Genomic DNA, 3146 nt, shown 5'->3' on the forward strand with positions numbered 1-3146 from the left:
CATCCGCTACCACTACGACTTCAACGGCAACCGTACCGCCACCGTCCTGCCCGACGGCAGACAGATCAACTACCTGTATTACGGCAGCGGCCACCTGCACCAAATCAGCCTCGACGACGAAGTCATCTCCGACATCGAACGCGATAAGCTGCACCGCGAAATCTACCGCACACAGGGTAAACTCGCCAGCCGTTACGAACTCGATCCCTTAGGCCGTCTGAAAAGGCAAATTGCCGCACTCAACGATCTGACGCAGACCGAGACAGCGAAAAATGCAGTAACATCGGCTTATGCCGTCAAACGCAGCTACGGCTATGACCGTACCGGCAACCTGATCCACAGTACCGACCAACGGACGGGCACGACCCGGTTTGAATACGACAAACTGGGCCGGATTACCAAAGCCGGCAGCGAACTGTTCGCCTTCGACCCCGCGCACAATATCCTGTCCGACAACAACAGCCCTACCGTCCCCGACAACCGCCTGAAAACCTACAACGGCAGCAGCTATTACTACGACGAGCTCGGCAACCTGATCCACCGCGAACTGGCCGACGGCGAAGTGCAGAACTATTTCTACGACCTGCATGACCAACTGGTTAAAGTAGAAATCTTCAAAAAAGACGGCACGAAAGAGACTTGGGCCTACAGCTACGACGCCTTGGGCAGAAGGATAGGCAAAGGTCGTCTGAAAACCAGTCAGGAAGTTTCAGACGACCTCGAAGAGGAAACCGGATTCGTTTGGGACGGCAGCCACCTCTTGCAGGAAGTCCACCCGGACGGCAGATATACCTATATCTATACCGATCCCGATAGCTACGAACCCTTGGCACAGGTACATAACTGGACCAACGAAGAAGGCGAAAGCCGCCAACAAACCCACTACTTCCACTGCGACCAAATCGGCATTCCGAGAGAGATGACCGATGAAGACGGCAACCTCTTGTGGTTTGGCAACTATACCGGCTGGGGCAAACTGAAGAGTGAAACCAACATATCCGGAACTGCTCACCAACCCTTCCGCCTGCAGAACCAGTATTGCGACCGTGAGACGGGGCTGCATTACAACTTCTTCAGGTATTACGAGCCTGATGCGGGTCGGTTTGTGAATCAGGATCCGATTGGGTTGTTTGGAGGTAGTAATTTTTATATGTTTGCCTTCAATATATCTCGTTGGCTTGATCCATTAGGTCTAAAAGGAAAGTCAAAACGATCATGCGAAGAGATTGGGCAAGATATTGATAGATTAATTAATAGAGATAAACGGAAATGTAACAATGGTGGCACTCATGGTTTGCGCCATAGGTTCAATGAACAAATTAATGGTCGCAATGGTCCTGGTACCCAGTCGTGGAAAACACATGAACAGGAAATCAAGAATCAACAGAAAAGCCTTAGAGACCGTTTGCAGGAGTGGAACGATTCAGGTTGTGGAAGTCCCCCTTCTGGGGCGTGGAAGTGGGCGACAAAACCAGTTCCTCAGCCTAAACAGTGGAAAAATCCTGCTGTTCCGAGGTCTACTGTAGAAACAGGAGCAAAAGTTGTTGCTGGTGCTGGAGCTGCATATATAGTTTATCGAATTGTTCGGTTTTTGCCTTCTTTACTCCCTCCTTTATGGGGAACAATTCCTGCAAATGCTGCCATACCTTAAAATATAGAAAGTAAGACATGAAAAAAAACAATCTAATTTTGTTAATTAAAAATCAAATGTCAGATAAACAAAAAAATGAAAATGCTTTACATTTAAATACACTTTTACTAAACTCAATAGAAAATCCTAGTATAGATAATGATTATTTCATAGAATTATTTAGCTATTATTCTAACATATCCCAAGGAGAAGTAAGTGAACTATTTAATTTACTACAATCTTTAACCAAAAATGAAATTAATATAATTTATGATTTTTTAGAATATATTTCTAAGTTTATCAAAGATTTAGGAGTGAATTATGAATTTGAAAAATTTCTTATGGAGGTAAAATATATACAAGAACGAAATTGTCTAGAAGAAAAAATTAAGCCTACTTTCCCAATTTTTAAAGTTGATAAAAATAACATCATAAGTTTTGATGATAGTGATAACTTTTATATATTTTCTATAATGCAACTATCTACTAAAACTTGGATTGAGATAACATATGATGATTTTCTCTCAATACTTGAATCACTAGAGTGGCAAGCCTTTACTAATAAGGCTATATTATATTTTACTCCTTGCTGTTTAAAATATATTTTTTCTAATTTATCTAAATTCTATTTATATGGTTACGTTGTTGACTTTTTATATATTGCCCTAAGAGACCAAAGTACGATATTTAACACTAATCAAATCAACTTAATTATTGATTTTCTTAAATTAATCCAAAATTTTAACCAGGAAATTAGTGTTGAAACACAAAAAAAAATAACAAGTATTATCCAACTTTATTTATAACTTCCGGGCCGCAAGGGCATACTTTCCCGTACCGCCACCAAACCGGCCTGGCCGATGCGCCATTCTTCCTCGGTTAAAATCCGCAAACGCTATATCGTGCGCACCGGCGATATGTTCCATATGAACGGCAAGTTCAGCAAAAGACTTCCCCCTAAAACCTGTCTGTCCTGTAAGGGTGCAGTGGGTGCCGGTCGGCCGGTGAATCCGATACACGGTTTGAAGTTTTGGAGGGTGAAACCGACTTTGCCTTTGAAGGCATTTTGCCTCTAGTATGGAGCCGCAGCTATTATTCCGACCAAGACGGTACCGGCTGGCTCGGCGAGGGTTGGAGCGTACCTGGCTGCCAACGCATTATCCGCGATGCGGCCGGATTGGCCTATATCGACCCGCTGAAACACATCACCCGTTTCGAATATGCCGGCAACGGTCTGTTGCTGTCGGTAACCGATCCGAACGGCAGCAGTACCGCCTACCACTATAACGAAAACCATCAGCCCGACCGGATTACCGACTGCTCCGGTTACGAAACCAAACTGGCCTACACCCCTGAAGGACAGCTGGTGCGTATTACCGATGCGCTGGGACAGCACACCGAATACCACTACGACGCCAATCAAAACCTCACCCTCGCCCTCTATCCAGACGGCAGCAAAGAGACCTTCGGCTACGATGCTGCAGGTCGTTTGACCACCCATACCGACGGCGAAGGC

4 protein-coding genes are annotated in these 3146 nt (G+C 44.9%); all 4 read left to right on the forward strand.

Annotated features, from left to right (window positions below; genetic code table 11):
* The coding region (locus ACTHUE_RS14120; RefSeq protein ID WP_440361299.1) for an RHS repeat-associated core domain-containing protein at positions 1-1651 on the forward strand (1651 nt) is incomplete at its 5' end.
* Positions 1652-1668: 17 nt separating this feature from the next.
* Complete coding sequence (locus ACTHUE_RS14125) at positions 1669-2436, forward strand: hypothetical protein (protein WP_070625102.1); 768 nt, start codon at positions 1669-1671, stop codon at positions 2434-2436.
* Between the two features lie 54 nt (positions 2437-2490).
* Positions 2491-2706, forward strand: a complete 216-nt coding sequence (locus ACTHUE_RS14130) for a hypothetical protein (protein ID WP_079453697.1) — start codon at positions 2491-2493, stop codon at positions 2704-2706.
* The coding region (locus tag ACTHUE_RS14135; RefSeq protein WP_440361301.1) for a DUF6531 domain-containing protein at positions 2697-3146 on the forward strand (450 nt) is incomplete at its 3' end. The genes ACTHUE_RS14130 and ACTHUE_RS14135, both read left to right, overlap by 10 nt.

This window comes from Neisseria sp. P0021.S005, from assembly GCF_051956955.1.

Coding starts and splice junctions, on each gene's coding strand:
- ACTHUE_RS14125 (WP_070625102.1), top strand. CDS start 1,669: ATGAAAAAAAACAATCTAATTTTGTTAATTAAAAATCAAATGTCAGAT.
- ACTHUE_RS14130 (WP_079453697.1), top strand. CDS start 2,491: ATGCGCCATTCTTCCTCGGTTAAAATCCGCAAACGCTATATCGTGCGC.